Genomic DNA, 24,276 nt, shown 5'->3' with positions numbered 1-24,276 from the left:
CTCCCAGATCGTCAAACACCGCCTGCATCTGGCCGGGCTGCCGGAGGGCTTCGCCTCACCGCACGGGCTACGGTCCGGTTTCCTGACCCAGGCCGCCCTGGACGGCGCCCCCATCCAGGCCGCCATGCGCCTCTCCCTGCACCGCTCCGTCGCTCAGGCGCAGAAATATTACGATGACGTAGATATCGCCGAGAACCCGGCGACCGACCTGCTGGGGTGAAGAAAAAATGGCCCCAGATTACATCTGGGGCCATCAGGTCATGGAAGAGATCAGAATAGGCATCTTACCCGTGGGTAAGGTCATCCTCCTGAAGATCCTCGATCAGAGTGGCGATAGCCTGCTCCAGACGCGCCCGATCAACCCTTGTGAAATCCAGGTTATACCGAACGTCGATCCGCCCGCTGGAGGCAGAGCACTTGGCGACCCCTGCCCGGCCCGGTACCTGAAACGTCGTTTTGGCACGACGTGGCTTGGCGCTGCCTTCAGATTTTGATTTCGCCGGAGCAACGGTTTCCTGAGCCATAACCCCTCTGAGGATCGCAATTTCGCGAGCGCTGTCCCGATCTGGCTCGCTCATCAATGCGGCGCCAACCTTTCGGATCAACCCCGGATCGGAATCGAGTTTGCGTTTGAGTTCCACCCCGACATTGCGCGGAATGTCGTTGGGGTGCATCAGCAGCTTGTCCATCTTCGTGAGCAAAGCTGAAAATGCCCGGATATAACTGCGTTTTGTATAGCTGGCCGATTTGAACAAGGTCGACACCGCTTTGTCCACGTCGGGACACTCATTCGCCGGGTCCTCTGCATAGGCGCGCGCAAGGGCTCCCATCTCGGCAAACGAGATATCCTTGCGGATCAGGTTCTCATCCACCATGCGCCGATAACTGTCATCCAGATCGGCCGCATCCGCGATCGCCGCCGGAATAGTGGCGAAGGCCTCGTCACCAGTTTCTTGGCACAGCGCCTGATAGGCTGACAAACGACGCATACCCTGGATAAGGTCATAGCGACCGTCGGGTCGGCGTTCGACCCGGATAGGGTTCGACAAACCAATCTCTCTGATCGACGCCTTCAATTCTTCGAGCTCGGGGTCAGGGCCCGGTTTGCGATCCCGCGTCAGCTTTTCGGAAACGACACTTTCGAGCGCGATACGCTCAGTGACCAGACCTTCGGCGCGCAGGCGGACCAACTCATGTGCCAACCGGTCATTTTCGGCGCGGATGACATCTTCGGTCGATTGCTTGTTCCGCAAGGCTTCCGCGTTCTCGGAGATAGCGGCGGCCATCGGGCCACGCCGCTTTTCAAGGACCTCATCCGGTATTTTGCCTGTCTGGATATCCGCCATGGCTGGCATGTCGATATCAAAAACTCTGCGTTTGCGGCTCATGCGTCATCCTCCAGCTTGTCCCAGGCCGAAATCATGACGTCCCGGAATTCCTCATAGACATTGTCAAAAGTCGATCGGGCCCGGCGCCAGGTTTCACGGGTCATCTCGCGATAATCCATCTCATAGACCGAACTCAGGAACCGACCGGATTGTTCGACGGCGCGCGTCATCTCAACCGGGTGCTGCGCGACATGCTCTCCGAAAACCCGGCGGAACGCATCGAACATGGCCAGATGCAGCGCATTGCCGGGCTCGTAACGTGTCAGCAGGAAGCGCAACTCGCAAAAGGTCTTGGGCAGGCTGATCTTACCCGTGGGTAAGGTCTTGTCGAACCCATAAGCCAGATCCTCCAGCGCCTCGGCCAATTGGCCGATGAAAGACGTGGTCGAGTCGTATTCCCAATATCCCGGTCCAGACGGCACGTAGAGCATATCCGCTGCGAACACCGCATTCATCGACTGATACCCGATGGCAGGGGGACAATCGAACAGGATCAGGTCATAGGCGTCATCGGGGATCTGATCCAGGTACCGCGACACCGCCGCAAAGAAAGACCATTCGGGATTCAGATGCCGGTATTGCGCAGAGGCAAATTCAACGAAGGCGGCATTGGCGCAGGACGGGATCGCATCGATGGTCGACCACGAGGTCTGCTTGATGAAGTCCGAGATCCGCAGATCCCCCAATCCCATCTCGGTGATCGAAGGAGGCAGTTCGCGGCGGGGCAGGGCGGTCCCGGATTCGGCGGCGGCAGGGCGGTTGTTCATCCGCTCGGTCTCACGAATGAGGTCACGGGCCATGATACCCCAGACCGTGAAATCCTCGGCCACATCGGTCAACCCCATGGAGTGGCTCAGCGTCGCCTGTGGGTCGAAATCGACCACCAGCACACGATAGCCGTCCAGGGCAGAGGCATGGGCCAGATGCAGGGCGACAGTGGATTTGCCTGCGCCACCCTTGAAGTTCGCCACAGCCGCGCGGATCGCCCGCTTGCCAGCCGGGCGCGGCGGCATCAGGGATTTGCGGTTGACCTTGAGCCGCCTGCGCAGCTCGTTGACCTCCTCAAGGCTGAACCAGCGCTGCCGCCCATCGGGCTCGACCTCGCCGCTTGGCAGCGTCGGGTCTGCGGCCAGCTTACCGCGGAAGGTCGACTGATTGACCCGGAAGATCAGCTCGGACACTTCCCAGCTTGAGAAGCGGCGCAAGGTCTTCTCCATCTCGGGGCTAAAGGTTTGCTGGCGAATCCACCCTTGCAGTTTAAGGGACTGGTTGCGCAAGGCGCTCAGGTCTTCGTGCGTATACATGCCTCTGGTCTCTGCTCTATCGGACGCTAATATTGTTGTACCGACTATTTACGCCCAGTTTGCGTTTTTGGCAAAAGAAAATATCATGTCATTGTAATCTTACCCATGGGTAAGAAAATAGGGGCCTAGGCGGCGCAACCGATTCGGATAGCAGGGAAGGGAGCAGGATGGGTGGTTTTGAGGCGGAGCGCCAGATTTTGGGGGACAGGTCAGATGCCTCCGCCGCATATAGGGGGACAACATGCGCAATTAAGGGGACATCCAGCACGTCCCCCATCACCAATACTTCACCGATTTAAATTTAAAATTTGATCCTGGAGAGGCGCCTTTTGAGGTGGTTTTCAGACTCCTCTTGACAGAATCGAGGCTTTGGACGCTAATTGAGGCACGATCAGGAAAAGCGTTGGCAAACAGCGTCAGGAATGCGGAACAACCGCATGAGGCAGACAAGGCGGCGAGAAGAAAATGCAGGTTGCAAAACCGGTCGGGCGGAATGCACCAGCCCTCAAATACGATATTCTCTCTGCTCTGGCGGTTCATGCACTGTCTGAGGACAAACATCGACAGCGCAGCATTCTGCGTGTCCTGACGCTGATCACGACGCGGTATAACTGGCGGACCAATGAGCTGTCGATCGGAAGAGAGGAAATCTCACGGCTCTGGTCCGTGAATGAGCGCACCGTGAAACGAGAAATGGCCAAATTGCGCGGTCAGGGCTGGATCACCGTCAAACGCCCGGCGGCGCGGGGTAGGGTGGCCGTATACGAGTTGGACCTGAAGCAGATGATGCTGGATACTGAGGCGATCTGGCCCGTCATCGGATCGGACTTCCAGGCGCGCATGGATCATCAGCCAGAGCCTGTGACCAATGTTGTGCCCTTCAAGGTCAGTTCAACTGCCAGCCTCCCCGATGGTGAGGATATCTGGGGGCAGGTCCAGAGCGTGCTGCATGGGCGCGACCCGGAGCTTTGGGCAAGCTGGTTTCAGCACCTGGTCGAGGCCGATAGGGCAGGCGGGGTGGCGACGCTGATGGCCCCTTCGCGCTTTATGGCGGATTACATTGCGCAGAAATGGACCGGGCGGGTGCTGGCGGCTTATGCCCGCTTTGACCCGTCGATCCGGTCGGTTCGAATTGAAGCATCGGAGTAGGCGGGGTGAACTAACCAGCGATCGACAGTGAGTGAGTCGTCACATCCTCAAGCGGCGTCACATGATGCAGACAGGGGGAGATGTGGATCATGTCCGCCAGCGCGGTTTTTCCGGGATTTGGGGCGGTCGGATAGTCAATCAGCGCTCCGGGCGTTGTTGTGGCCGCCTGGAGGGCCGCGTCGAGATCGGCGCCGACGTCTGAAACCAGCACCCGGATCGCCGTGGTCAGATCCAGATCGGCACCCGCGAGCGTTCCGTCCTCAAGCGTCAGCCATCCGTTTTCGCGGCAGATCCGGCGGCCTTCCAGCAGGAATTCCGTTTGCTCTGTCCCTGCTACGGCCATGGCATCGCTGACAAGGAAAATCCTGCCGGGGGCTACCTTGCTGGTCCAGGCCATCCGCATGGCGGCGGGGTGGACGTGAATGCCATCGGCGATCAGCCCGGCGGAGAGAGCGCCGGTGGCCATCGTCGCGCCGACAAGGCCGGGCTCGCGGTTGCCAAGCTGGCTCATCGCGTTGAACAGATGGGTGACGCAGCGGGCGCCGGCCCTGGCGTAGGCGGTGCAGGTCTCAAAACCGGCATCCGTATGGCCAAGCGACACCAGAATACCGGACGCGGCCAGTGCGGCGACCTGATCGGTCGAGACATTCTCGGGCGCGATGGTGACTTTCAGAACCGGTATGTCGCGCTTGGCGGCAAGCAGCTGCTGCAGATCGTCCTCTTCCATCGGGCGGATCAGGGCCGCATCATGGGCGCCTTTGCGGGCGACGCTTAGATGCGGGCCCTCAAGATGCAGACCGGCGATGCCGGGAAGCTGCGCGCGAATGGCGGATCGGGCCGCGTCAATGGCGGCCGTGGTCTTTTCGCGCGTATCGGTAATCAGCGTTGGCAGGATCGTCAGCGCCCCAAGCTTTCGATGGGCGCTTGCGATGCGTTTCAGGGTCGCAACCGACGGGTCGTCGTTGAACATCACCCCGTCGCCGCCATTGACCTGAAGATCGACATATCCCGGAGACAGGATACCCCCCTCAAGGATGATAACCTTGTCCTCAGCGTCGAGCTCGACCTCGGGTATCAGCCCGGCGAACACCCCGTCGCGAAAGCGGGCGGCTTTCCCGTCATGAAGGCGGGTTCCGTCAAAGAACCGACCGCCGGTAAATGTCACGCTGTGGGGAATCATACGGTTTCCGTCACTTTTCGCAGATGGCGTGGTGTGTCTGGGTTGATGCCGCGATTGCGCGCGACCTCCTCGACCATGCCATAGAATGACACGATTGCCGCAATCGGATCGGTGAGCCAGTGATCCGTGCGGATATGTGGCAATGTGACCGCCTTCGTAAGCTTTGCGGTTGTTGCAAAAACGGTGGCCCCTTTGTCGGCCAGGGCGTCGGCCACCTCGGCCAGGTTGCTTTCCGCGGCATCACCGGCGGTGAAGCCGATCACCGGAAAGCCCTGTTCGACGATAGAAACCGGCCCGTGCAGCACCTCGGCAGAGGAGTAGCTCTCGGCATGGATGAGGCAGGTTTCCTTGAACTTCAGGGCGGCCTCGTTGGCGATGGCCCAGGAGGGCCCGCGCCCGAGGGTGAACAGCGAGCGCCCGTCCAAAGCGGCGGCGGCCTCGGACCAGTCGCAGGTTGTGGCGGCGGCCAGATGGGAGGGCAGGGCGTGAATGGCGCGGATCAGCTCGCCATCCCGCTTGATTTCGGCGATCAGCCAGAGGCCTGCAACCAGTGACGTGACAAAGGTTTTTGTCGCCGCGACGCTCAGCTCCGGCCCGGCGTGGATCGGCAAGGTGGCGGAGGAAACCGAGGCGAGATCGGAGGCTGGATCATTCGTGATCGCAACTGTCAGGCCGTTTGACGCGGTGATGGCTTTGGTCATCCGCACGATGTCGGGGCTCATGCCCGATTGTGACACCGACAGGCACAGCGCGCCATCCGCGATCAGGTCGACATCATAGACCGATTTCACCGAGGGGCCGACCGAGGCCATGGGGCGACGCAGGATCAGCTCGCTGGCATATTTCAGATAGGTGCAGGCGTGGTCGGACGACCCGCGCGCGACCGATAGCAGGAAGTTCGGGTCCATTTCGCGTGCGCCAGCGGCGGCCTCGCGAATGGCGTCCCCGCCCTGTGTCAGCAGTCGTTCTACGGCATCGGGGATCTCGACGATTTCGCGTCGCATGAGGGTGGTGCTGGGGGCCATTGGTAAAGCCTTTTCAATGAGATAGACGCAGTTCGGCCACGAAATCATAGGCGTCACCGCGATAAATGGACCGGGTGAGTTCAGCGACCCGCCCGCTTTTCAGGTAAGACATGCGTTGAATCCGCAGCCCGGCGGTGCCTTCGGCAACACCCAGAAGCCCGGCTTCTTCCGCTTCGAGATTGATGGCAGAGATCTTCTGCACCGCCCGGACAGGGCGCATGCCGGATTGTTCCAGCAGCTCATAGAGCGAGGTCGTCACAGCCGTCGGGTTCGGCAGGATGTCGAGCGGCAGGGCCGCGCGTTCCAAGGCCATCGGGCGACCACCTGCTTCGCGCAGACGGTAGATGCGGGCGACCTGATCTCCGGCGTCAAGGTCGAGGTTCTGGACCTCTTCCGGTGAGGGCATGAAAATCCCGCGTTCGAGCCATTTCGAGGTGGTTTCAAGCCCGCGCCCCTGCATGTCCTCGGTGAAGGAGGTGAGATGCGAGAGCGATTGTTCCACACGGGTCATCGGTTCGCGCACGAAAGAGCCCGAACCCTGACGCTGTTCGACGGTTCCCTCGCGCACCAGCTCCTGAATCGCCTTGCGGACGGTCACCCGTGAGAGGTCGGTGATCTCGGCGATTTCGCGTTCGGGGGGCAAAGAGGAATTGGGGGCCAGGATGCCATCTTCGATCCCGGCCTCAAGCCGCCTGCGCAACTGCACATAGCGCGGCCCGGCTGTCTTGCTGAGCCAGCTTTCGGGGCGGAGGAACTCAGCAATGTCCATGTGCGATCTCCTTGCCTCTTTCCTGTGCGAGCGCGATTGCGCCGTCGAGCGGTTCGCCCAGTGGTTTGCTGAGTTCACCCTTCAGCGGGTCGGGGAAATACGGCGCATAATGCGGCCCGATCCCGCCGGTCAGGCAAATGGGGGTGCCGGTCGTCCACCCCATCTGTGTGAGCGTAAGCGTGATGTGTTCGGCGGCGCGCTGCATGATCTTTAGCGCAGCCGGATCGCCGGTTTGCGCATGTGCGGTCACCTGTGGGGCCAGGGCCCCGAAGGCTGCCGGGGTGGCAGTGCGGGCAAATTCCACGATCTCGGTGGCGGTGCTGAACTGCGTTCGAAACTCTTCGATCATCGCGGAGATCGGGATGAACCCGTCGACCTGATGCAATAGCTGCGACAGGGCCGCGCGACCGACCCATTGGGCCGAGGCCTCATCCCCCAGAACAGAGCCCCAACCGCCGGCAAGCCGGTGTGTTCCCGCGAGTTGGGCGGCAAAGAAGGACCCGGTGCCGCAATGGGCGACCAGCCCGTCACCACGCCCGAGCGCGCCGCGCAACGCGGCGAGGCGGTCATCCGCGTAATGCACGTTCTGCAGGGGCAGGGCGGTGGTCAGCCGGTCGACAATCGTCTGGCCGGTAACCCCTGCCAACCCGACAAAGGCAGGCAAGGCATGTAGTGTTTGCGGGCGGGTGTCGCTGTGTTTTGCGAGGGTTTCGATGCCCTCGCGCAGGCAGCGCACCGCGCTGTCGAAATCTGTCGTGACATTGGCTGACCCCGCCTCGATGACCCGGCGGTGATTGCCGCGGACCAGCGCGATACGGCAGCGGGTGCCGCCGCCATCGATGGCCAGAACTTGGGTATCAGGCGAATCCGTCATGGCAATACCTTTATAATACCTTTTGCCACTTTTAAAGGCCTAAATGGAACCAAATTTGATAATATGGCGCCTAAACAGTGTAAGATAAGGCGAAAATTCGGAAAACAAGATAGTGGTAGACAAATGGTATCTAATAGGTATGCTTACCGAAGCACGAAGGAGAATCGCGTGATCGCAAGAACCACGGAACATCTGCACGAGGCGGCCATCGGGCTGGATCAACGTCCGCCCGCCGAGATTGCATCGCTGCTGGGGGATGGGCAAATCGCGGCAGCAGCTTCGGTTCGCGGCACGCTACCCGCCATCTGTTCGGGCGCTGAGGCGATGGCGCGCACGGTTGGGCGCGGTGGGCGCCTTCACTATGTTGGCGCGGGCTCTTCCGGTTTGATGGCGGCTGCTGATGCGCAAGAGCTTGGCGGAACCTTTTCGATCCCACCTGCGCAGATTCGCATCCATATGGCGGGCGGCCTGCCCACCGGGGTCGAGATGCCGGGCGGGACCGAGGATGATACCGAAGGGCTGGAGGCGGCTCTGGCCGACCTCACCACCGACGACACGGTCATCGCGGTTTCGGCCAGCGGTTCAACACCTTACACGCTCGCGGTGGCACATCTCACCAAGGCGAAGGGTGCCAGCCTGATCGGTATCGCCAATAATCGCGATGCGCAGCTGCTGGGGATGGCGGGGCATGCGGTTCTGCTGGAAACCCCGCCCGAGGTCTTGTCCGGGTCCACCCGGATGGGGGCGGCGACGGCGCAGAAGATCGCGCTCAACATGCTGTCCACGCTGATGGCGGTGCATCTGGGCCATGTGCATGACGGCATGATGGTCAATGTGCATGCCGACAATATCAAGCTGCGCGCGCGCGCCTGCGGGATCGTGGCCAAAGTCGCTGCTGTCTCGGAAGAGGCAGCGCGGGTCGCGCTGGATGGCGCAGAGGGCGAGGTGAAAACCGCCATTGTCATGGCCGCGCGCGGTGTGGCCCGCGACACGGCCCGCGCCTTGCTGAACGACACAAACGGACATCTGCGCCCCGCACTGGAGCGTGCGAGCTAAAACAAGAACGACTGTTGCAACTGGGAGGATCCATTCATGAAACGCAACTTTTTGAAACTGGCTTTACTGAGCACCGCGCTCACAGCCACAAGCGCGATGGCAGAGGATGTCACGATCACCATCGAAAGCTGGCGCAATGACGATCTGGTGCTTTGGCAGGAGCAGATCATTCCGGCGTTTGAGGCCAAACACCCCGGTATCAAGGTCAATTTCACGCCCTCTGCCCCGGCGGAATACAACGCGGTTCTGAATTCGAAACTGGATGCGGGCTCTGCCGGTGATCTGATCACCTGTCGCCCGTTTGACGCCTCGCTGGCGCTTTATGAGGCGGGGCATTTGTCCGGCCTTGACGATATGGAGGCGATGAACAACTTCTCGGATGTGGCGAAATCCGCATGGCAGACCGACGATGGCGCGGTCAGTTTCTGCGTGCCGATGGCCTCGGTGATCCACGGGTTCATCTACAACAAGGACGCCTTTGCGGAGCTGGGGGTCGAGGTTCCGACCACCGAGGCTGAGTTCTTTGCCGTGCTCGACAAATTCAAGGAAGATGGCAGCTATATCCCGATGGCCATGGGCACCAATGACCAGTGGGAAGCGGCCACGATGGGTTATAACAATATCGGCCCGAATTACTGGAAAGGGGAAGAGGGCCGCCTTGCCCTGATTGCCGGTGAGCAGAAGCTGACCGATCCACAATGGGTTGCCCCGTATGCGACGCTCGCGAAATGGGCCGATTATCTTGGCGACGGCTATGAGGCGCAGACCTATCCCGACAGCCAGAACCTGTTCACGCTGGGTCGTGCGGCGATCTATCCGGCGGGGTCCTGGGAAATTTCGGGGTTCAACAGCCAGGCCGATTTCGAGATGGGGGCGTTCAAGCCGCCGGTGCAGAATGCGGGCGATACCTGCTATATCTCGGATCATACCGATATCGGTATCGGCATGAATGCCGCGACTGAAAACCCCGAAGCTGCAAAAACCTTCCTGGCCTGGGTCGGTAGCCCTGAGTTTGCCTCGATCTTTGGCAATGCGCTGCCTGGCTTCTTCCCGCTATCCAGCGAACCGGTCGAGTTGGCTGACCCGCTGGCCAAGGAAATCGTCGGCTGGCGCGGGGAATGTGAGAGCACGATCCGCTCGACCTATCAGATCCTGTCGCGCGGTACGCCCAATCTGGAAAACGAGACCTGGGGTGCCTCGGTTGCGGCCATCAAGGGTGCCTCCAGCCCCGAAGATCTAGGTGCCGAGCTGCAGGACGGCCTGGCAAGCTGGTACGCACCACATCAGTAAACCCTCCCTTTACTGCTCTGTCCGGGCGGCGCTGACTGCCCGGACCCCTCAGGAGATTTCCAATGCAACGCGCTCGTATTCGCTGGCACATCGCTGTGTTCCTGGCACCCGCCGTGCTGGTCTACACCGCCATCATGATCTTTCCGCTGTTCAACACGCTGCGCCTGGCGCTTTACAGCGAAGTTGACCAGACGCGGATCTTTGTCGGCCTCGACAATTTCCGGACCCTGTTCTTTGATCCGATCTGGTCGGAGCAATTCTGGAACGCGCTTGGAAACAACTTCTGGTTCTTCATCGTGCATATGCTGGTGCAAAACCCGATCGGGGTTGCCTTGGCCGCGATCCTGAGCCATCCGCGCCTGCGCTTTGCCGCGCTTTACCGATCTGCCATTTTCATCCCGACGATCCTGTCCTTTGTGATCGTGGGCTTTGCCTGGAAACTGATCCTGTCGCCGATCTGGGGCATCGCGCCCTCGATGCTGGAATTTATCGGGCTGAAATCCCTGTTCCAGCCCTGGCTGGGCAAGGAAGAATACGCGCTGACCACGCTTGCGCTGATCTCGGTCTGGCAGTTCGTCGGCATCCCGATGATGCTGATCTATGCGGCCCTTCTGTCCATCCCCGAGGAAATTCTGGAGGCGGGCGAGGTTGATGGCATCACCGGCATATCGGCCTTCTGGAAGATCAAGCTGCCCTTGATCCTGCCGTCGATCGGGATCATCTCGATCCTGACATTTGTTGGCAATTTCAATGCCTTCGACCTGATCTACGCCTCGCAAGGCGCGCTGGCCGGGCCTGATTTTTCGACCGACATCCTGGGTACCTTCCTGTACCGCACCTTTTTCGGCTTCCAGCTGCAACTGGGCGATCCGCATATGGGCTCTGCCATTGCAAGCGGCATGTTCGCGATCATCCTGATCGGTGTCTGTATCTACCTGTTCGGCATCCAGACCCGGATGCGCCGGTATCAGATGTGAGGGGTCAGACATGAACAAAGCACGCAAAAATCCGTTCAACACACTGGCCATGCATGGTGCGTTGATCCTCTATACACTGATCGCGCTGTTTCCGGTCTTTGTGATCCTGATCAACAGCTTCAAGGACCGCAAGGCGATCTTTCGCGAACCGCTGGCGCTGCCGGATGCCGAGACGTTCTCGATGATCGGGTACCAGACTGTGATGAAGCAGGGCGACTTCTTTCTCTACTTCCAGAACTCGCTCATCGTGACGGTGGCCTCGCTGTTCTTTGTGCTGCTGTTTGGCGCCATGGCGGCCTTTGCGCTGGCTGAGTACCGGTTCAAGGGCAATACGCTGATGGGGCTCTATCTGGCTTTGGGCATCATGATCCCGATCCGGATCGGCACGGTTGCGATCCTTGAGATGATGGTGGCAAGCGGGCTGGTGAACACGCTTTGGGCGCTGATCCTGGTCTATACGGCGCAGGGCCTGCCGCTGGCGGTTTTCATCCTCAGCGAGTTCATGCGGCAGGTCTCGGACGACCTGAAAAACGCCGCGCGGGTGGATGGGTTGAGCGAATATGCGATCTTCTTCCGTCTGGTGCTGCCTTTGGTGCGGCCCGCCATGGCGACAGTTGCGGTGTTCAACATGATCCCGATCTGGAACGATCTTTGGTTCCCGCTGATCCTTGCGCCTGCCGAGGAGACCAAGACGCTTACGCTTGGCTCGCAGGTCTTTATCGGTCAGTTCGTGACCGATTGGAACGCGGTCCTGTCGGCGCTGTCGATGGCGATCCTGCCGGTGCTGATCCTTTATGTCATTTTCTCGCGGCAACTGATCCGCGGCATCACATCGGGGGCGGTCAAATGATCCGGGTTCTCATTGCAGGTCTGGGCAATATGGGGCTGTCGCATGCTCTGGCCCATCATCATCATCCGGGATCGGAGATTGTCGGGCTGGTCAATCGCTCGCCTGTTGCGCTGCCCGAGACTTTAGAGGGATATCAGCGGTATTCCACTTTCGAAGAGGGTATGCAGGCCAAGCCCGACCTCGTGGTTATCGCGACCTATTCCGACAGCCACGCCGATTATGCCTGCACCGCGATGGAGGCAGGGGCGCATGTATTTGTCGAGAAGCCGCTGGCAACCACGGTTGAGGACGCGCGCCGCGTGGTTGCCACAGCGCAGGGCACGGGCCGCAAGTTGGTCGTTGGCTATATCCTGCGCCATCACCCGTCCTGGATGCGCCTGATCGACGAGGCGCGTGATCTGGGCGGGCCTTACGTCTTTCGCCTGAACCTGAACCAGCAATCCACCGGCGCGGAGTGGGAGACCCACAAGGCGCTGATGCAGACGACCTCACCCATCGTCGATTGCGGAGTGCATTATGTCGATGTGATGTGCCAGATCACCGATGCCGATCCGGTCCGGGTGCATGGCATGGGCCTGCGCCTGTCTGATGAGATCGCCGAAGACATGTATAATTACGGCCAGTTTCAGGTGGTGTTCGAGGATGGCTCTGTCGGCTGGTACGAGGCCGGGTGGGGACCGATGATGTCGGAAACCGCGTTTTTTCTGAAAGACATCGTGTCCCCCAATGGTTCGGTCTCGATCACCGATGGCAACAAAGGCGCCTCGGCGGATATCGACGGGCATACCAAGGTCGGCGGTATCCTGGTGCATCGGCCGGACGGTGACAGGACCGTCGAGATGCCCGACGAGCCCGGCCATCAGGAACTCTGCGACGCCGAGCAGGCCTATATGATCCGCGCCATCACCGAAGATATCGACCTGACACGGCATATGACTGACGCCGTGCAATCCCTTGCCATTTGCCTGGCCGCCGATGAAAGCATCCGCAGCGGACAGCCCGTTTCATTGAAGGAGCCGCAACAATGACTGCTTTGACGCTGACCAATGTGAACAAGTCATTTGGCGATGTTCATGTGCTCAAGGATATCAATATCGAGGTGGAAGACGGCGAGTTTGTCGTTTTTGTCGGCCCCTCGGGCTGCGGGAAATCCACGCTGCTGCGGGTCATTGCCGGGTTGGAGGATGCGACCTCGGGCGAGGTGCGCATCGGTGGTGATCTGGTCAACGCCACACCGCCGTCGAAACGCGGTATCGCGATGGTGTTTCAGTCCTACGCGCTATATCCGCATCTGAACGTGCGGAAGAACATGTCGCTGGCGCTGAAGCAGGAAAAGCAGAGCAAGGCGGTTATTGAGGAGCGCGTGGCCAAGGCCAGCAAGATGCTCAACCTCGAAGACTATCTGGATCGCTATCCGTCCGAGCTGTCAGGCGGCCAGCGCCAGCGGGTGGCCATCGGACGCGCGATTGTGCGCGAGCCGAAACTGTTTCTGTTTGACGAACCGCTGTCGAATCTCGACGCGGCCCTGCGGATGAACACACGGTTGGAGATCGCGAACCTTCACGATGCGCTGGCGGCGTCGATGATCTATGTCACCCATGACCAGACCGAAGCGATGACGCTTGCCGACAAGATCGTTGTCCTGCGCGATGGCCGGGTCGAGCAGATCGGCAGCCCGATGGAGCTGTATAACAACCCCGCCAACCAGTTTGTCGCCGGGTTTCTGGGCTCGCCGGCGATGAACTTCATGCCGGCCGGATATGTGAATGACGGGGATGAGCGGACCATGGGCGTGCGCCCCGAAGACCTGCGTCTGGCGGATGACGGCGCGTTGAGCGCGGCGGTTCAGCATGTCGAACATCTGGGGGGCGACACCAATGTCATCGCCCGGGTGAAGAACACCCAGATCACGGCGCGGCTGTTCGGGCAGCATGCGATCAGCCAGGGCGAAACGGTCACGCTCGGGTTCTCGCCAGAGCGTCTATACTATTTCGACACGGAAGGCGCGCGGGTGCAGTAAGCGCTTCCCGCGCAACCGCACAGGCCCTAAACGGTTGCGCCTTTGACGCGGATCAGACTGCCGATGCTGCCAGCGCCGACCCCGACGACGATGGCGATCATCAACTCCAGTGGCTCGACATGGGCGAAGCTCCACCCCGCAAAGAGCAGCGTTTCGATCACGCCGACCAGCGCGCCCAGGGCCGCGCCGAGCCACAGGCGGCGCGTCGTCATGCCAAGGGCAAGGCCGAGAATGCCGGGCAGGCCAAGGATATTTCCGCCGATCGTTCCAAGTATCTCAAGCATGTTCTGCCCCTTCTCAATCCGCACCGGAGGTCAGGTATGACCGGATCGCTTCGCCATTTTCCGCAAGCTGCTGATGCGTCGGTCTGGTTTCAGCATTCAGGGCTTCAGTGACCTCCTGATATGTCTGCAAGTAGTCGGGCGGCAGGCTGTGCGCGATGCCCTGATGGCAGTCGATGCAGGTCATGTTGTTGTCGATGGCGCGCTGATGTTCCGAGGCCGCGCGCGTTTCCTGCAGCGTGAAATCCATGTAGTCGAAATTGTGACAGTTCCGGCATTCCCGGCTGTCCGACGCCTTCATCTTTTTCCACACGGCAGAGGCCATGCTCAGCCGGTGCGCCTCGTATTTCTCGGGGGTGCTGATGGTCCCGGCAAGCTCGTGATAGACATCCTTGACCGCCATGATCTTGGCCTTGATCTTGTGGTTCCATTCATGGGGGACGTGGCAGTCGGAACAGATCGCGCGCACGCCGGAATGGTTGTTGTAGTGGATGGTCTCGCGATATTCGCCCAGATTGGTTTCCATCGTGTGGCACGAGACGCAGAATTCCTCGGTATTGGTCAGTTCCAGCGTCCAGTGAAAGCCGCCCCAGAACAGGATGCCAGCCAGAAACCCCGCTAGGATGAGAAAGCCCGAGCTGAAGGCGACGGCCGGGGTCCAGATCCAGCTCCAGAGGCGGCGGATCCAACCGCGGTTTTCAGGGGAGTCTGCCATATCGGTGCTCCTTTCAATTCTTGTGTTGGATCAATTGCCGGAAGAAGGCTGAAAGACGTTGTCGACCAGCGCGGGCGCGTCGGCCTGCGGGACATGGCACTGATTGCAGAAATACCGTGTGCCCGCGATGCGATCCAATTCGCGGCCCTCGCGGTCCAGATAATGGGTCATCGACAGGGTAGGCGCGTTGCGCTCGCCCGCCTTGGTCCAGTCATGGCAGGACAGGCACTGATTGGTGCGCACATCGATCTGATATTGTTCGATCGAATGCGGGATCAGGGGCGGCTGCTGGCGATAGTTGCGCTGCATCCGTCCCTCGACATTCTTGTGGACCTGATTGAGGGGGACAAGCTCATCCACCTCGGCGCCGCGCAAGCTTTCCACCGGGGCGGATTGTGCCAGGGCGACCCCGCTCAGGAGCAACACAGGGATCAGGGTCATAACACCTGTCGCGATTGATTTTCTCATATTGGCACTCCCTCAAATAGGTCTGGCGGCGCGCGGCTCGGGCGCGGTTGCTGGATCGGATGGCGTGACGACATGGTCGTCAAAACGGTGGGTGAAGGCGAAGACATCGACAGAGCAGACATCGATGCAGCGCCCGCAATTGGTGCAGTTGGGCGACAGGATCAGCGGGGTGGTCCCGTCCTTGCCCTTCAGGGCGGGTGAGATCACGTGGTTTTCCGGGCAGACCGCATAACAATCCATGCAGTCATCGCAGGCCGCGCGATTGGCGGCGCTGACCCGCAGCAGGCTCTTGGCGCCGATCAGGCCGTAAAACGCGCCGACCGGGCAGATATGGCCGCACCAGCCATGGCGCGCGACAATGAGGTCAAAGACAGAGATCGCGATGATCAGCGCCCAGACAAACCCCATGCCAAAGATCAGCCCCCGGTGCAGCATGGTGATCGGATTGATCACCTCCCAGGCGATGACGCCTGTCAGGCCGGAGACGATAAGCACCGTTGCCAATATCCAGAGGCGGGTGCCGCGTTTGGGTTGCCAGCCCTTCGGCAGGTTCAGACGGCGATGCAGCCAGTTGGCGGCATCGGTGACGGGATTGATCGGGCAGACCCAGGAACAATAGACGCGACCGCCAATGAGCGCATAAGCCACCAGCACGATCAGGCCACCGGTCAGCGCGGTCAGTTCCGGCCAGTGCCCGGCGATCAGGCTTTGCGACAGGATGAACGGATCTGTCAAAGGCAGAACGCCCAGGGTCCGCGATCCTGCCAGCGTGCCTTCGACGATCCAGATGCCGAACCAGGGTCCGAGCAGGAAGAGCAGCAGAAAGAACAGCTGGCTGGCGCGGCGCAGCAAGAGAAAACGGTGCGCGCCGATCCAGCCTTTGACCTCAGCGGCCTCCTGCCCCACGGGCATATGGGTGCGGGCGCTCATTGGCCAATCCCCGGCAGGGAATAGCCCGGCTCATAGCCTCCCGGTGCGGCCAGATTGTCGGTGCCCGGTCCGGGCAGGCGGTCGGGCAGGTCGATGATGCCTTCGACAACGGGCGCGCCCTTGGCGTCTTTTTCCTCCCAGCCCTTGCGGTAGTGATCCGCGCTGCTGCCACGCGCCAGTCGGGCGGGCAGGACTTTGATGGCGGCTTCGGGCAGAACGCAGCTCTTCTCGCACATGCCGCAGCCGGTGCAGCGCTCGGCATGCACGGTGGGCGCAAAGATCGCATGATGCCCCGAGCGGGTGTTATGCGAGGGTTCCAGCGTGATTGCCTCGTCAATGACGGGGCAGACCCGGTAGCAGACATCGCAGCGCAGGCCGAGATAGTTCAGGCAGTTTTCCTGATCGACCAGAACCGCAACGCCCATCTTGGCATCGTCAATATTGTCCAGCGCCGGATCGAGTGCGCCGGTGGGGCAGGCGGCGACACAAGGGATGTCGTCACACATTTCGCAGGGCACGTCGCGGGCGGTGAAATAGGGTGTTCCGGTGGCCCCGGCATCAGCCCCCAGCTGCGCCAGTTTCAGCGTGTCATATGGGCAGTCCCGCACGCAGAGCCCGCAGCGGATGCAGGCCGACAGGAAGTCATCCTCGGGCAAGGCGCCGGGTGGACGCAGCGCCTCGGCGGGCAGGGCGCGGGCGTCGCGGGCCAGATAGGCCAGCAGCGTTCCGGCCACCACGCAGCCACCAGCCGCACGTGCCGCATCCTGCAGGAAACGGCGCCGTTGCGGCGAAAGGGGTGTGCCGGCAAGGGGCATCGGGACTACCTTTGCGATCCGGGCTGGTTACGCGCGCTCGACCTTGCAGGCGCATTTCTTGTAGTCGGTCTCCTTGGACAGCGGGCAGGTCGCATCAAGCGTCAGCTTGTTGGTCAGCTGGTGTTCATCGAACCAGGGCATGAAGACCAGACCGCGCGGCACCTTGTTGCGGCCCCGTGTTTCGACCCGGCTTGTGACCTCGCCCCGGCGGGTGGATAGGACGATTTCCTGCCCACGGCGCAGGCCGCGATCCTTGGCGTCTTCGGGGTGCATATAGACAACGGCGGCGGGATAGGCGCGGTGCAGTTCGGGCACCCGTCGGGTCATCGAGCCGGAATGCCAGTGTTCCAGCACACGCCCGGTGCTGAGCCACAGATCATATTCCTCATCAGGCTCTTCGGCGGCGGGTTCATAAGGAGCAAAGATGATCTTGGCCTTGCCGTCCTTGTGGCCATAGAACTCCACATCGGCGCCAGCGCTCACATAGGGGTCATAGCCCTCGCGGAAACGATAGAGCGTTTCCTTGCCGTCCACGACCGGCCAGCGCAACCCGCGCGCCTGATGGTAGGTGTCGAACGGGGCAAGGTCATGCGCATGGCCACGGCCGAATTCGGCATATTCCTCGAACAGGCCTTTCTGGACGTAAAAGCCGAAATGCTCGGATTCGTCATTGGCGAAACCTTCGGCGGTCTCTGAGAGCGGGTATTGATCCACTGTGCCATTGGCGAAAAGCACGTCAAACATGGTTTTGCCGCGATGTTCGGGCATCTTGGCCAGAAGCTCTTCGTCCCAGACCTCTTCGATGGCAAAGCGCTTGGAGAATTCCATCAGCTGCCACAGGTCGGACTTTGCCTCACCCGGCGCGTTCACCTGTTGCCGCCAGAACTGGGTGCGGCGTTCGGCGTTGCCATAGGCGCCTTCTTTTTCGACCCACATGGCGGTGGGCAGGATCAGGTCGGCGGAGACGGCGGTGACGGTCGGGTAGGGGTCCGAGACGGCGATGAAGTTTTCCGGGTTGCGATAGCCGGGATAGCCCTCTTCGTTGATATTGGGCGCGGCCTGCATGTTGTTGTTGCACTGCACCCAATAGGCGTTCAACTCGCCGTCCTTCAGCTTGCGGTGCTGCAGTACGGCGTGGAAACCGGGTTTGGGCGGAATGGTGCCTTCGGGGATCTTCCAGGCGGTTTCGCAGATCTTGCGGTGCTCGTCATTGGCCACCACCATGTCGGCGGGCAGACGGTGGGCAAAGGTGCCCACCTCACGCGCGGTGCCACAGGCCGAGGGCTGACCGGTGAGCGAGAAGGGCGAGTTGCCGGGTTCAGAGATCTTGCCGACCAGCAGATGCACATTATACATCAGCGAGTTCACCCAGGACCCGCGCGTATGCTGGTTGAAGCCCATGGTCCACAGGCTCATGACCTTGCGGTTGGGGTCGGCATATTGCTGCGCCAGTCTTTCCAGCTTGTCCGCCGGAACGCCCGACAGCTCGGAGGTGTATTCCAGCGTGTAGGGCGCGACCGCCTCGGCATATTCCTCGAAGCTGATCGGCTCCTGCTTGCCGGAATTGGGGTTTTCGGCGTCTTGCTGCAGCGCGTTGTTATCGCGCAGCCCATATCCGATATCGGTTGCGGTTTTGGTGATGTTGACGTGGTTCTTGACGAACTCTTCGTTCACCGCGCCATTCTGGATGATGTAGTTGGCGATATAGTTCAGGATCGCCAGATCGGTCTGCGGTTGGAAGACCATGCCATTATCGGCCAGCTCGAACGAGCGATGCTCGAAGGTCGACAGAACATGCACTTCGCTTCCCGGCTTGGTCAGGCGGGTGTCGGTCAGGCGCGACCACAGGATCGGGTGCATCTCGGCCATGTTCGAGCCCCAGAGCACGAAGGTATCCGCATGTTCCAGATCGTCATAACAGCCCATCGGCTCATCGATGCCGAAGCTGCGCATGAAGCCGACCACGGCAGAGGCCATGCAGTGGCGCGCATTGGGGTCGATATTGTTGGACCGGAACCCGGCCTTCATCATCTTGGCGGCGGCGTAGCCTTCCCAGACGGTCCACTGGCCTGATCCGAACATGCCGACGCTGGTCGGGCCTTTCTTGGCCAGCGCCTCTTTCCATTTCTGGGCCATCACGTCAAAGGCCTCGTCCCAGCTGACCGGCTCGAACTCGCCATTCTTGTCGTAAACGCCGTTGGTCTTACGCAGGAGCGGCGTGGTCAGGCGGTCCTCGCCATACATGATCTTGGACAGGAAATAGCCTTTGATGCAGTTCAGACCGCGATTGACCGGCGCATCCGGATCGCCCTGCGTGGCCACGACCCGGTCATCCTTGGTGCCGACCAGAACCGAACAGCCCGTACCGCAGAAGCGGCAGGGCGCCTTGTCCCAGCGGATATCGCTGGCGGCGGTCTGGGCCATTGCCTGGCCCGTGGCCAGGGGAATGCCTGCGGCCGAGGCGGTTGCGGTGGCGGCCGAGGCCTTGAGGAATGTGCGGCGGGATTCAGAAGTGGTCATGGCATGGGCCTCCTGCTGGGCGGTTGGCTTGGGGCATCGGGTCACGGACGGGCCGCCGCGATATCTTCGAAGTGATGGTAGGTCAGGCTGAGGGACACCACGCCGGGGATCTGGTGCAGATCCATGATGGTTTCCGAGGCCAATCGGGTGGGTGTATCTTCGACGACGACGACAAAGCGACCATCCTCGGTGATGGCGTGGATTTCGACGCCGGGCGTTTCGGTCATGGCCAGCCGCGCGGGATCGGCGCGCTCTGGGGTAACATGGATGAGGCAACCGCATATGTTCATTGAATGTCTTCCGGCTGTTGAGTGGCGTGGCGTTCAAGTGTGACGGCCCCGACGGGACAGGCATGGGCGCAGGCACCGCATCCGGTACAGGCGTCGAGGTCCAGATGTGGTTCTGCCCGCCCGCCAAGCCGCAGGTCGAAGCCAATAGCGTTACTCTCGCAACTGTCCTGACAGAGGCGGCAGCTGACACCCTGCATCGACAGGCAGGAGCCGCGCGTTATCTCGGCACGCCAGGGCCAGTCGGACAGGCGATCACTTTCCAGCGCTCCGGTGGCGCAGGATTTTGCACAATCCCCGCAAAACGTGCAGGGCCCTTTGGTCAACCCTATCATGGGATAGCCGTCTGCGTCGATGATGATGATCCCTTCCGGGCAGGCGGCAACACAGTCCCCACATCTTGTGCAGAGATCACCAAAGCCCGCCGCCACCGCGCCGGGCGGGCGGATGGCGCCGGTATCCTCCCGGAGGGCGCGAGCGCTGAGAAACGCGCGTCTGCTGGTCAGTTGACTCATTGACGGATCACCCGAAGGTTCTTGCTGGTCTGCTCTCGCTATCGGTTCTGCAGCGCCTGCGACTTGATTTAAGTCATTTGCCCGGCGATTAAGCGTTCAATCGGCGAGCCCGGCCAAACCTGCGTAAACCGGCAGCTTGCTGCAGGTGAAGGGGCATAGCGCCGAGCCTTCCCCCATTGGTTTTCAGGAAAAATCCAGACTTTCCTCACCTCCTCCTCAAGCCTGCGCGCGTCAAACGGCGCAGGCTGAGGGCATGATCCAAGTCACGTCGAACAGGAGTTTTCCAATGAGCCAGGTTTTTTCACGCCCGCATTATGATGCCGTCATCATCGGCGCCCGGTGCGCGGGGGCGGCCACTGCCCTGCTGCTGGCCCGCGCTGGTGCGCGGGTTCTGCTGGTCGATCGCGAGGATGGCAGTCAGGATACGCTGTCCACCCATGCGCTGACCCGGCCCGCCGTGTCGCTGCTCAAGGACTGGGGCCTGCTGGGCCGGATCACCAGTGCTGGCACGCCGCTGGTCTCTCAGACCCGGTTTCAATACGGGCAGGAGGTGATCGATGTGCCGGTTCAGCCCGAAGGCGGGGTTGCCGGGCTTTGTGCGCCGCGCCGCTGGCTGCTGGATCGGGCGCTGCGCGATGCCGCGTGGGAGGCCGGGGTCGAGCTGCATACCGGCGTGACGTTGGTCGGCGTTCAGAAACAGTTGAACGGTCGGGTCTGCGGGGTGTCACTGCGGCTGAAATCCGGCGCTGTCGAGCCCGTTTCCGCGGGGATCGTGATCGGCGCGGATGGCCGCCAGTCGAGCCTGGCGGAACTGGTTGGCACGCGCTCCATAATGCACTCGGACACCCGCGCGGCCTGCATCTATTCCTATGTCGATGGCCTGCCGAATGAGGGCTATCGCTGGTTTTTCGGCGACCGGATCTCTGCCGGGCTGATCCCAACCAATGACGGAGCGCATTGCTTCTTCGCCGCCTGTGATCCGCGCGCCATGCGCCAATGGTTCAACTTCGATGCCTTTGGCGGCGCGGTACAGATGCTGTCACATTGGGATGCGGACCTGGCTGCCGAGCTGGCGGCGCGCGGTCCGATCGAACGGTTGCGCCGCTACGCAGGTGCGCCTAGCCATCTGCGCGATTGCGCCGGGCCGGGCTGGGCGTTGGTTGGCGATGCGGGATACTTCAAGGACCCGGCCACCGCACATGGCATCACGGATGCGTTTCTGGACGCACAGCGTCTCGCCGATGCGCTGTCGCTCACACCGGGCGATGCGCGCGCCTACCAGGCCGCGCGCGACCATCTGGCCCCGCGCATGTTCACGCTGACCCAGCAGATCGCGTCTTATGATTGGAACTTGGATCAGCTCAAGCAGTTGCACATGAGCTTCAACGCCTGCCTCAAGCAGGAGCAGCTGGAACTGAGCGGGGGCGGCACCGTGCAAACACTGGCCGCCTGAGGCACTCTCAGCGGGCGACCAGCCGGTGAATTGTGTCCAGATTGAAGGCCAGGCGCGCCTCCAGCGCGTCTGGCGCCATCATGTCGCGTTGATACAGATGCGATCCGGTGAATCGGCTGGACAGGTAGTAATAGCCGATTGCGGCGATGGTGATGGTCAGCTGTGTTGCATCGACCCCGGCGCGGAACACGCCCTCGGCCCGACCCCGGTCAAGGATGCCCGCGACCAGATCGATCAGGCCCTGGGCGCTTTGCGGCAGGGTATCGAGGCTGCGGATATGGCGCCCGCGATGCAGGTTCACGCTATTGGCCAGCGCCATGAATTCCGGGTTCTCCAGGTAGTAGTCCCAGGTGAAACGCACCAGCCGTTCCAGCGCGTCTCGCGGGCTCAGGCGGTCGAGGTCCAGCTGCGCCTCGGCGGCTTTGACATGTTGATAGGCGGCCTCAAGCACGGCGGTAAAGAGCGCCTCCTTGTTGCCGAAATAGTGGTAGATCATCCGCTTGTTGGCCTGGGCGCGTTCGGCGATGTCGTCGATGCGGGCCCCGCTCAGCCCGGAGCGGGCAAATTCGGTTCGGGCCGCCTCGAGGATGCGCGCGCGCGTGGCGTCGGCATCGCGTTTGGCTGGCGCGTGCGGTTGCGTCATTGATGTCCCCCTCCGGGTCTAACTGCGCCCGGTCTTGATATTGATCGTCCTGATCGCCCTGCCTGCGACATTCAGTCAAGGGGAGTTCCTGCCGGTTCGGCGCATCGGCGGTTGCATGCCGGTTGTGCCCGTGATGTTCGGGCTTGATTTCCATTGCGTAAAGGTAACAGTGGCGTCAAAGCGCTCGCCGGTCGGCGGGGTGTGGGTTTCTTCAATATCGGACAGGTCATGAACGAACGAGAATTTCTTACCGCTCTGTTTGACGCCGCCGTAAAGGCCGCCGATCCGGTTGCGGCGCTGGCACCGCATCTTCCCGAGGCCCCCAAAGGGCGGACCGTGGTGATTGGCGCGGGCAAAGGGGCCGCGCAATTGGCGCGCGCGTTTGAGCAATTATGGCCCGGCCCGGTCTCGGGCGTGGTGGTCACGCGTTATGGCTATGGCACGGAATGCGCGCATATCCGCGTGATGGAAGCGTCACATCCGGTACCCGACGCGGCGGGGCAAGAGGCCACACAGGCGCTGTTTCAGGCGGTGTCGGGGCTGGGACCTGATGATCTGGTGGTGGCGCTGGTCTGTGGCGGGGGGTCGGCCTTGCTGCCCTGTCCGCCCGAGGGGCTGTCGCTGGCGGATGAGCAGGCGCTGAACAGCGCGCTGCTGGCCTCGGGCGCGCCGATTTCGGTGATGAACGCGATCCGCAAACATGTGAGCGGGATCAAGGGCGGGCGGCTGGCGGCAGCAGCACATCCGGCAAGAGTTGTCTCGCTGGTGGTGTCGGACGTGCCCGGCGACGACCCGGCGCAGGTGGCCTCTGGCCCAACCGTGCCTGATGCGGTGTCGCGCGAGGCCGCGTTGCGGCTGATCGAGAGCCACCGGATCGATCTGCCCGAGGCGGTTCTGGCCCATATGCAGCGCCCCGAAGCGGATGCGCCTGACCCTGCAGATCCGGTCTTTGCGGGGTATGAGGTGCGGGTTGTCGCCTCGGCCGCGATCTCGCTTGAGGCCGCCGCCGCGCGTGCCGAGGCAGATGGCGTGCCAGCGGTGATCCTGTCGGACGCCATCGAGGGCGAGGCGCGCGAAGTGGCGCGGGTGCATGGCGCGATCGCGCGCGAGGTCCTGAACCGCGACCGCCCGTTTAGCAAGCCGGTGGTGATCCTGTCAGGTGGCGAGACCACGGTGACGCTACGGGGTAACGGGCGGGGCGGGCGCAATTCCGAGTTCCTGTTGTCGCTGGCGGGAGAGCTGGACGGGGTGGCGGGTGTCACCGCGCTGGCGGCGGATACGGACGGGATCGACGGGTCCGAGGACAACGCGGGCGCCTTTGCCGACGGCACCACCTGCGCGCGGCTGCGTGCCGTTGGGCGCGACCCGGCGGCAGATCTGGGCAATAATGACGCTTATAGTTCTTTCGAAGCGGTCGGAGATCTGTTTGCACCCGGCCCGACCGGAACCAACGTCAATGATTTTCGGGCGATCCTGATCCGTTAAAGCATTGATGCCGTCGGGGGCTGGTCGCATCATCAATGCCCCTTTCCGGGAAAGCGCATCGTGCGGAACTGGCTGCGCAAACCCGTTTTGCGGCAGTCGGTACAGCTCTTGCATTGATCTTAAGGAATATTTATTCACCTTAGAGAAAATCTGAGATGGGTCCGGGCTCGCGCACCTCTCTGCCCGGTCCCGGACATGATCAGCCAATACATGCAGGGAGCCAGAGACCCAATGAGCTACAAGTCTGACATTGAGATTGCCCGGGAGGCAAGTAAGAGATCG

The 24,276-nt window shown here is 61.5% G+C and carries 25 protein-coding genes; 10 read left to right on the top strand and 15 right to left on the bottom strand.

Annotated elements, in window-relative coordinates; translation table 11 throughout:
* The coding region (locus Q5Y75_RS27290) for a site-specific integrase (RefSeq protein ID WP_510769693.1) at positions 1-220 on the top strand (220 nt) is incomplete at its 5' end.
* Between the two features lie 64 nt (positions 221-284).
* Here Q5Y75_RS27290 and Q5Y75_RS27285 read toward each other — a convergent pair.
* Together Q5Y75_RS27285 and Q5Y75_RS27280 are read right to left on the bottom strand one after the other, a co-directional pair.
* The gene (locus tag Q5Y75_RS27285; RefSeq protein WP_306203427.1) at positions 285-1,388 is read right to left on the bottom strand and encodes a ParB N-terminal domain-containing protein; all 1,104 of its coding nucleotides are present in this window, start codon (positions 1,386-1,388) and stop codon (positions 285-287) included.
* Positions 1,385-2,692 (bottom strand): AAA family ATPase, encoded by a 1,308-nt coding sequence (locus tag Q5Y75_RS27280; RefSeq protein ID WP_306203426.1) that lies wholly within the window; start codon positions 2,690-2,692, stop codon positions 1,385-1,387. Before Q5Y75_RS27280 ends, Q5Y75_RS27285 begins: the two co-directional genes overlap by 4 nt.
* 465 nt (positions 2,693-3,157) lie before the next feature.
* On the opposite strand from Q5Y75_RS27280, the gene Q5Y75_RS27275 reads away from it, so the two are divergent.
* Positions 3,158-3,841: a DnaA N-terminal domain-containing protein gene (locus tag Q5Y75_RS27275; protein ID WP_306203425.1), complete on the top strand. Its 684-nt coding sequence runs from the start codon at positions 3,158-3,160 to the stop codon at positions 3,839-3,841.
* 10 nt (positions 3,842-3,851) lie between these two features.
* Here Q5Y75_RS27275 and nagA read toward each other — a convergent pair whose 3' ends face one another.
* The 4 genes from nagA to Q5Y75_RS27255 are packed head-to-tail and all read right to left on the bottom strand — an operon-like array spanning position 3,852 to position 7,689.
* Positions 3,852-5,021, bottom strand: a complete 1,170-nt coding sequence (nagA, locus tag Q5Y75_RS27270; protein WP_306203424.1) for an N-acetylglucosamine-6-phosphate deacetylase — start codon at positions 5,019-5,021, stop codon at positions 3,852-3,854.
* Positions 5,018-6,046 carry an SIS domain-containing protein gene (locus Q5Y75_RS27265; protein WP_306203423.1) on the bottom strand — a complete coding sequence of 343 codons (1,029 nt, stop codon included), beginning with the start codon at positions 6,044-6,046 and terminating at the stop codon, positions 5,018-5,020. The genes nagA and Q5Y75_RS27265 overlap by 4 nt, the downstream gene beginning before the upstream one ends.
* 13 nt (positions 6,047-6,059) lie before the next feature.
* A complete protein-coding gene (locus Q5Y75_RS27260; RefSeq protein WP_306203422.1) occupies positions 6,060-6,815 on the bottom strand; it encodes a GntR family transcriptional regulator in 756 nt (251 codons plus the stop codon).
* A complete protein-coding gene (locus Q5Y75_RS27255) occupies positions 6,802-7,689 on the bottom strand; it encodes a glucosamine kinase nucleotide-binding domain-containing protein (RefSeq protein WP_306203421.1) in 888 nt (295 codons plus the stop codon). The genes Q5Y75_RS27260 and Q5Y75_RS27255 overlap by 14 nt, the downstream gene beginning before the upstream one ends.
* A 168-nt stretch (positions 7,690-7,857) precedes the next feature.
* Between Q5Y75_RS27255 and Q5Y75_RS27250 the strand changes: the two genes are divergently transcribed.
* The 6 genes from Q5Y75_RS27250 (at position 7,858) to Q5Y75_RS27225 (ending at position 13,882) form a co-directional block, all read left to right on the top strand.
* Positions 7,858-8,745, top strand: a complete 888-nt coding sequence (locus Q5Y75_RS27250) for an N-acetylmuramic acid 6-phosphate etherase (RefSeq protein ID WP_306203420.1) — start codon at positions 7,858-7,860, stop codon at positions 8,743-8,745.
* A 36-nt stretch (positions 8,746-8,781) separates the two neighbouring features.
* Positions 8,782-10,035: an ABC transporter substrate-binding protein gene (locus Q5Y75_RS27245; protein ID WP_306203419.1), complete on the top strand. Its 1,254-nt coding sequence runs from the start codon at positions 8,782-8,784 to the stop codon at positions 10,033-10,035.
* A 62-nt stretch (positions 10,036-10,097) separates the two neighbouring features.
* Entirely contained in the window at positions 10,098-11,012 is a 915-nt protein-coding gene (locus tag Q5Y75_RS27240) for a carbohydrate ABC transporter permease (protein ID WP_306203418.1), read from the top strand.
* Between the two features lie 10 nt (positions 11,013-11,022).
* Positions 11,023-11,862: a carbohydrate ABC transporter permease gene (locus Q5Y75_RS27235; RefSeq protein ID WP_306203417.1), complete on the top strand. Its 840-nt coding sequence runs from the start codon at positions 11,023-11,025 to the stop codon at positions 11,860-11,862.
* Positions 11,859-12,890, top strand: coding sequence for a Gfo/Idh/MocA family protein (locus tag Q5Y75_RS27230; RefSeq protein WP_306203416.1), 1,032 nt, complete (start codon positions 11,859-11,861; stop codon positions 12,888-12,890). Before Q5Y75_RS27235 ends, Q5Y75_RS27230 begins: the two co-directional genes overlap by 4 nt.
* Positions 12,887-13,882 (top strand): ABC transporter ATP-binding protein, encoded by a 996-nt coding sequence (locus tag Q5Y75_RS27225; protein ID WP_306203415.1) that lies wholly within the window; start codon positions 12,887-12,889, stop codon positions 13,880-13,882. Before Q5Y75_RS27230 ends, Q5Y75_RS27225 begins: the two co-directional genes overlap by 4 nt.
* A gap of 26 nt (positions 13,883-13,908) precedes the next feature.
* Here the strand turns inward: Q5Y75_RS27225 and Q5Y75_RS27220 are convergent, their stop codons facing one another.
* Genes Q5Y75_RS27220 through napF form a run of 8 tightly spaced genes read right to left on the bottom strand, consistent with a single transcriptional unit; the run spans position 13,909 to position 20,413 of the window.
* Positions 13,909-14,166: a hypothetical protein gene (locus Q5Y75_RS27220; RefSeq protein WP_306203414.1), complete on the bottom strand. Its 258-nt coding sequence runs from the start codon at positions 14,164-14,166 to the stop codon at positions 13,909-13,911.
* A gap of 13 nt (positions 14,167-14,179) precedes the next feature.
* A complete protein-coding gene (locus Q5Y75_RS27215) occupies positions 14,180-14,878 on the bottom strand; it encodes a NapC/NirT family cytochrome c (RefSeq protein WP_306203413.1) in 699 nt (232 codons plus the stop codon).
* A gap of 30 nt (positions 14,879-14,908) precedes the next feature.
* Positions 14,909-15,346 (bottom strand): nitrate reductase cytochrome c-type subunit, encoded by a 438-nt coding sequence (locus Q5Y75_RS27210; RefSeq protein ID WP_306203411.1) that lies wholly within the window; start codon positions 15,344-15,346, stop codon positions 14,909-14,911.
* A 12-nt stretch (positions 15,347-15,358) separates the two neighbouring features.
* Positions 15,359-16,276: a quinol dehydrogenase ferredoxin subunit NapH gene (gene napH, locus Q5Y75_RS27205; protein WP_306203410.1), complete on the bottom strand. Its 918-nt coding sequence runs from the start codon at positions 16,274-16,276 to the stop codon at positions 15,359-15,361.
* Entirely contained in the window at positions 16,273-17,091 is an 819-nt protein-coding gene (gene napG / locus Q5Y75_RS27200) for a ferredoxin-type protein NapG (protein ID WP_306203409.1), read from the bottom strand. Before napG ends, napH begins: the two co-directional genes overlap by 4 nt.
* Before the next feature lie 27 nt (positions 17,092-17,118).
* A complete protein-coding gene (gene napA, locus Q5Y75_RS27195) occupies positions 17,119-19,611 on the bottom strand; it encodes a nitrate reductase catalytic subunit NapA (protein WP_306203408.1) in 2,493 nt (830 codons plus the stop codon).
* Positions 19,612-19,652: 41 nt separating this feature from the next.
* Positions 19,653-19,901 (bottom strand): chaperone NapD, encoded by a 249-nt coding sequence (locus tag Q5Y75_RS27190; protein WP_306203407.1) that lies wholly within the window; start codon positions 19,899-19,901, stop codon positions 19,653-19,655.
* Positions 19,898-20,413, bottom strand: a complete 516-nt coding sequence (gene napF / locus Q5Y75_RS27185; RefSeq protein WP_306203406.1) for a ferredoxin-type protein NapF — start codon at positions 20,411-20,413, stop codon at positions 19,898-19,900. Before napF ends, Q5Y75_RS27190 begins: the two co-directional genes overlap by 4 nt.
* 286 nt (positions 20,414-20,699) lie before the next feature.
* Here napF and Q5Y75_RS27180 point away from each other — a divergent pair, with 286 nt between their 5' ends.
* Complete coding sequence (locus Q5Y75_RS27180; protein WP_306203405.1) at positions 20,700-21,866, top strand: NAD(P)/FAD-dependent oxidoreductase; 1,167 nt, start codon at positions 20,700-20,702, stop codon at positions 21,864-21,866.
* A gap of 7 nt (positions 21,867-21,873) precedes the next feature.
* Here the strand turns inward: Q5Y75_RS27180 and Q5Y75_RS27175 are convergent, their stop codons facing one another.
* Entirely contained in the window at positions 21,874-22,509 is a 636-nt protein-coding gene (locus Q5Y75_RS27175) for a TetR/AcrR family transcriptional regulator (RefSeq protein ID WP_306203404.1), read from the bottom strand.
* A gap of 228 nt (positions 22,510-22,737) precedes the next feature.
* Here Q5Y75_RS27175 and Q5Y75_RS27170 point away from each other — a divergent pair, with 228 nt between their 5' ends.
* Positions 22,738-23,994 carry a glycerate kinase type-2 family protein gene (locus Q5Y75_RS27170; RefSeq protein WP_306203402.1) on the top strand — a complete coding sequence of 419 codons (1,257 nt, stop codon included), beginning with the start codon at positions 22,738-22,740 and terminating at the stop codon, positions 23,992-23,994.
* The last annotated feature ends 282 nt before the right edge of the window (positions 23,995-24,276 follow it).

This window comes from Ruegeria discodermiae, from assembly GCF_030758345.1.
Classification (GTDB): domain Bacteria; phylum Pseudomonadota; class Alphaproteobacteria; order Rhodobacterales; family Rhodobacteraceae; genus Ruegeria_C.
The sequence above is the reverse complement of the archived record's forward strand: the minus strand, read 5'-3'. Positions and strand labels throughout refer to the sequence as shown.